Origin of the sequence: Intrasporangium sp., assembly GCF_035688975.1 — a bacterium.
Classification (GTDB): domain Bacteria; phylum Actinomycetota; class Actinomycetes; order Actinomycetales; family Dermatophilaceae; genus CALMNV01.
Map to the genome: position 1 here is coordinate 1 of NZ_DASSMH010000127.1, position 5,355 is coordinate 5,355.

At 73.1% G+C, this 5,355-nt stretch carries 4 protein-coding genes; all 4 read left to right on the forward strand.

Annotated features, from left to right (window positions below; genetic code table 11):
• Positions 1-136: 136 nt before the first annotated feature.
• The 4 genes from VFJ94_RS13495 to VFJ94_RS13510 all read left to right on the forward strand — a co-directional run bounded on the left by VFJ94_RS13495 (position 137) and on the right by VFJ94_RS13510 (position 5,078).
• Entirely contained in the window at positions 137-1,330 is a 1,194-nt protein-coding gene (locus VFJ94_RS13495) for a bifunctional PIG-L family deacetylase/class I SAM-dependent methyltransferase (protein ID WP_325004738.1), read from the forward strand.
• A 29-nt stretch (positions 1,331-1,359) separates the two neighbouring features.
• Positions 1,360-2,949, forward strand: a complete 1,590-nt coding sequence (locus tag VFJ94_RS13500) for an LLM class flavin-dependent oxidoreductase (protein WP_325004739.1) — start codon at positions 1,360-1,362, stop codon at positions 2,947-2,949.
• Between the two features lie 898 nt (positions 2,950-3,847).
• The gene (locus VFJ94_RS13505) at positions 3,848-4,363 is read left to right on the forward strand and encodes a DUF4395 domain-containing protein (RefSeq protein WP_325004740.1); all 516 of its coding nucleotides are present in this window, start codon (positions 3,848-3,850) and stop codon (positions 4,361-4,363) included.
• Positions 4,364-4,472: 109 nt separating this feature from the next.
• Positions 4,473-5,078, forward strand: a complete 606-nt coding sequence (locus tag VFJ94_RS13510) for a type 1 glutamine amidotransferase domain-containing protein (RefSeq protein ID WP_325004741.1) — start codon at positions 4,473-4,475, stop codon at positions 5,076-5,078.
• The last annotated feature ends 277 nt before the right edge of the window (positions 5,079-5,355 follow it).

Genomic DNA, 5,355 nt, shown 5'->3' on the forward strand with positions numbered 1-5,355 from the left:
CGCTCGCCTTCGAGGAGGAGCACGCCCGGCGGGTGGCCGACCTGCGGCTCTATGTCCGTCAGGAGCATGCGGAGCGGGACCAGGCGGCCCTGGGACGCTTCCTCGTCGCCGCCGATCGGGCGGGAGAGGTGGTGTGGTGACCTCCACGCCGGGGCGCGCGGACGACGGCGTCGACGACGACGACGTCGACGACGACGACGGCGTCGACGACGGCGCCGCGCACTCGCGGTGGGCCGCGGCGCCCCAGGGGCAGGACGGCGCCCGCCTCGACCTGCCCTGGGCCGACCTCGAGCGCCTCCTCGTCGTCGCCGCGCATCCCGGCGACGAGACGCTCGGCGCAGAGGCTCTCATCGCGCAGGCCACGGCCTTCGGGCTCGAGGTGCACGTCGTCCTCCTCGCTGGGGGCAGGACCTGCCACCCGCACTCGCCGACGGACCCGCCCGAACGGCCGGCGCAGCCGCGGCTCGCCGAGAGCGAGGCAGCCCTGCGGCTGCTTGCGCCGCGAGCACGCCTGACCCACCTCGACCCCCCGTGCGGACGCGTCAGCGAGTGCGACGCCGCCGTCGACGCGGTCGTCCGCGCGGTCGGCGAGCGCGGGACGAGGACGCTGCTCTGCGCGCCGGGGCAGCACGGCCACCCCGACCACGAGGACGCGGGGAGGATCGCCCGCACGGCGGCATACCGCACCGACGCTCTTCTCATCGACCCGAGCCGGCCCGGGCACTGGGGCCCTCCGGCGCAGGCACCGGACGACCCGTTCGAGCTGCTGCACCGGGACGCGGAGGACCCGTGGGGCGTGGCGACCCGGTGGTACGAGCGACGCAAGCGTCAGGTCACGCTGGCCGCGCTGCCCGGGCCCCGCTATCGGCGCGCGCTCGAGGTCGGCTGCTCGGTGGGCGCCCTGGCCGCCGAGCTCGCGCAACGGTGCGACGAGGTGCTGGCCATCGACGGCAGCGCCACCGCGGTCGAGCGCGCCAACGCGACGCTGGCCTCGCTGGCGACGGCCCGGGCGATGCGGATGACGGTGCCGGCGCAGTGGCCCGAGGGCACCTTCGACCTCATCGTCCTCTCCGAGGTCGGCTACTTCCTCAGCCCGCGGCAGCTGCACGCCCTGATGGGGCGGGTCGCCGGATCGCTCGAGCCGGGCGGCGCGCTCGTGCTCTGCCACTGGCTCCACCCCATCACCGGCTGGCCGCTGGACGGGCAGCGGGTCCACGACCGGGCGCGGGCGGCGCTCGGGCGCGCGCCCGACGTCGTGCACCGGGAGGCGGACTTCCTCCTCGAGGTCTACGGGGGCTGCGGGCCCGCTGGGGAGCAGCAGAGGCCATGACCGGCCCGGCGTGATGCGAGGATGCGGACGTGGGTGACTACGGGCACGAGCTGGAGTTCGGCATCTTCGTCAGCCCCGAGCGGACCCGGGTGGGCACCACGCTCCAGCTCGCCGAGCTCGCCGACGTGACCGGGCTCGACCTCGTCACCGTCCAGGATCACCCCTACCAGGCCAAGCACCTCGACGCGTGGACGCTGCTGTCGGTCATCGCCGCGCGGACCACGAACGTGCGGGTCGCCGCCAACGTCGCCAACCTGCCGCTCCGGCCGCCGGTCGTGCTCGCCAAGTCCGTGGCAACCCTCGACGTGCTGAGCGGCGGGCGGGCCGAGCTCGGGCTCGGCACGGGCGCCTTCTGGGACGCGGTCGTCGCGGCCGGCGGCGAGCGCCGGACGCCCAAGGAGGCCGTCGACGCGCTCGTCGAGGCGGTGGCCGTCATCCGCGGCGTATGGGGGGCCGACGGCGGCCGCGCGGTGACGGTCGAGGGTGAGCACTACCGCGTCACCGGTCTGCGCGCCGGGCCGCTCCCGGTGCACGACGTGCAGGTCTGGCTCGGCGCCTACGGTCCCCGGATGCTGCGCGTGACCGGCCGGATCGCCGACGGCTGGCTGCCGAGCATGGGGTATGCCGACCCCGACGCGCTGCCGGGGCTCAACACCGTCATCGACGCCGCAGCCGACGCCGCCGGGCGGGGACCGCAGGCGATCCGGCGGATGTACAACGTCTTCGGCCGGTTCGGCACGGGCGCCGGCTTCCTCCAGGGCAGCGCCGCCGACTGGGCCGAGCAGCTCGCCGGGCTCACCCTCGAGGCCGGCATGAGCACCTACATCCTCGGCAGCGACGACCCGGACGACCTTCGCCGCTTCGCGACCGAGGTGGCTCCGGCGGTGCGCGACCTCGTCGCCGCTGAGCGCGCCCACCGCGCCGGTGCCCCCCTCGTGGCCGGCGAGCCGGAGGTGCCGGTGGTCCGCCCGCGTCCCCCGGCGGCGCCCTCGGCCGAGCCCGCGGCCTACTCCCTCGCGGTGCGGCCGACCCCCGACGACGGCAGGCGCCTCAGCGGCCGTATGCCGTGGAGCGAGACCGACCGCCCGGAGGCGGAGAAGCCGGGCACGGCGGCATACACGGCCCACCATCAGGCCGTCCCGCAGCACCTGCTCGACGTGCACGACCACCTGCGCGCCGAGCTGGGGCAGGTGCGCGACGTCGTCAGCCAGGTGCGGCGCGGGCTGATGAGCGTCGGCGCGGCCCGCTCCGTGCTCAACACGATGGCGCTGCGGCAGAACACCTGGACGCTGGGGGCGTTCTGCGAGTCCTACTGCCGGCTCGTGACCGGGCACCACACGCTCGAGGACCACAGCATCTTCCGCCACCTGCGGCGCCGCGAGCCGGCCCTCGCGCCGGTGCTCGACCGGCTCGAGGAGGAGCACCACGTCATCGCGGACGTCCTCGAGCAAGTGGACGACGCGCTGGTGGGCCTCGTCAGCGCCGGCGAGGGCTCCGGGGACGAGGCGCTCGCCGAGCTGGAGCGGGCGCTCGACCTGCTGACCGACACGCTGCTCTCCCACCTCGCCTACGAGGAGCGCGAGCTCATCCACCCCCTGGCCCGCCACGGCTTCGGGTGACCGTACGAAACTGGCCACTCGACGGGGGTCGTGCCGCACCCACCGCGCCCCCCACCCCCTTCTGGTCGAGTGGCCACTTCCGTTCAGCCCCCCTGGTCGAGTGGCCACTTACGTTCGTACGAAACTGGCCACTCGACGGGGTCGGGTCGTACGAAACTGGCCACTCGACGGGCCCCCGTCCGCCCTTACCTGGTGACGCTCCCGAGTGCGCGGCCTCGCGACTCGAGCGGCAGTCCACGCGTCGGTCGACGGCGCCGTCGTTCAGGCGCCACCCATGCGCAGACCGCCACGTCACCACCCGGGGGGGACGACGATGCCGTGTCGTGGCAACGACGCCCTGACCCTTTCAGCGTCCGCATTGCGAAAGTTGAGGGTCGCGGTCTGCTTCTCCGGGTCGGCGGGGCCGGGGGCGGCAGCGCGGCTGGCGACGCCCTGGGCCCGCAGCTCCGAGACGATTCGGGCGACTTCCTCTGCCGAGCCGCCCCAACTGAAGCTGGTCTCCGACGTAGCCCATCGTCTCCGGTCGGCGAGGACCACTGCGCCGAGAGGAACGACAGCGAGAAGAGCGCCCGACCAGCTCGGCAAGGTCGTCGCCCGGACCACCGTGACGCCGACGCCCGCCGCGACGACGCACACCCCCAGCAGCGCTGCCCAGCCAACGGCGTTGAGCCGCACAGTGCGCAGCCAAGGGCGGCGACGGCTTCGGCCACGCCGCAGCGGCGCTGCGGAGAACTCGGCGTACCCGCGCGGCCGGGGCATCCACACATCGTCCCAGCCCGCTTCGCGCGGAGCACGGCATACCGGGAGAATGTGCCAGGCGGCATCCGTCCGTCGAGTCCACGCCGCCCCTCATCTATCCGGCACCATAAGTCTGTCTTATGTGTTGCATAATGCTCCCATGTCTTCCTCTCGCTTCCCCGCCACCGTCGACGACGTGACGGTCCGGCTCATCGCGGCTGTGGTGCTCAGCGTCGCTGTCGTCACCCTCGCCACGTCCCAGTGGTGGCTTTTCCTCGTGCTGGCCGTCGACTTCACCCTGCGCGCCGCGCTCGGGCCACGCTTCAGCCCGGTCGCACGGTTCGTCCAGCGGTGGGTGCGTCCCCGCATCGCCGCTCTGCCCGTCCCCACTGCTGGCGCCCCGAAGCGATTCGCAGCCACGATCGGGGCGCTGCTGACCATCACCGCCTCGGTGCTGTGGCTCGTGCATGTCGCCACCGGATCCGTCATCGCTCTCGACGTGGTCGTCGGGATCGGGGTTGTCATGGTCGTCTTCCCCGCGCTCGAGTCGGTGTTCGGTTTCTGCGTCGGGTGCGTGCTCTTCTCGGGACTCATGCGGCTCGGGCTCGTCCCCGAGGAGGTCTGCCTCGACTGCGCCGACATCACTCGCCGGCGCACGGTGCGCGTCGTTTCCTGAGCCAGCGCGTGATCCCTGGCTCGCGACGGGGTAGGAGAACCGGGGACCACCGCGTCCTCAACCCCCGCTCGTGGGTCAACCCCGGCTGGGAGCCCGCGGGTGCACCCGGATGAAGGAGTATCACGTGCCCAAGAAGGTTGCCTTCCTCGTCGCTGCCGAAGGAATCGAGCAGGTCGAGCTGACCGACCCCTGGAAGTCCGTGACCGACGCCGGTCACAAGGCCGTGCTCGTCAGCCCCGAGGCCGGCGAGGTCCAGATGTTCCACCATCTCGACAGGGCCGACACCAAGCCTGTCGACGTCGTGGTCGCCGAAGCGAAGGTCGACGACTTCGACGCGCTCGTCCTGCCGGGTGGGGTGGCCAACCCCGACAGCCTGCGCATGGACTCGGCTGCCGTCGCCTTGGTCAAGGAATTCGTCGAGGCCGGTCGGCCCGTCGCGGCCATCTGCCACGCGCCGTGGACGCTCGTCGAAGCCGACGTCCTCAAGGGCCGCACGGTGACGTCCTGGCCAAGCCTGCAGACAGACATCCGCAACGCCGGTGGCACGTGGGTCGACGAGCGGGTCGTCCTCGATGGCAACCTCATCACCAGCCGCAACCCCGACGACCTGCCCGCCTTCTGCGCCGCCTTGATGGAGGCGCTCGAGCACGGCGCGGCGGGGACGTCGGCCGACGTGCCGGAGGCGGCCGCGGAGGCCGCGCAGAGCACCGCCTGACCGATCGCGGCTGAACGGAAGTGGCCACTCGACCAGAGGGCTGAACGGAAGTGGCCACTCGACCAAGGGGGGCGGGCGCGACGCCCACCCCGTCGAGTGGCCAATTTCGCGCAACCGGAAGTGGCCACTCGACCAGCGGGCTGAACGGAAGTGGCCACTCGACCAGGGGGCTGAACGCAAGTGGCCCCTCGACCAGGGGGGCGGGCGCGACCCCCACCCCGTCGAGTGGCCAGTTTCGCGCGAACGAAAGTGGCCACTCGACCAGGGGGCTGAACGC

Bases quoted from the DNA above. Each gene is read 5' to 3' on its own strand.
- VFJ94_RS13505 (WP_325004740.1), top strand. From the start codon at position 3,848: ATGTCTTCCTCTCGCTTCCCCGCCACCGTCGACGACGTGACGGTCCGG.
- VFJ94_RS13510 (WP_325004741.1), top strand. From the start codon at position 4,473: ATGAAGGAGTATCACGTGCCCAAGAAGGTTGCCTTCCTCGTCGCTGCC.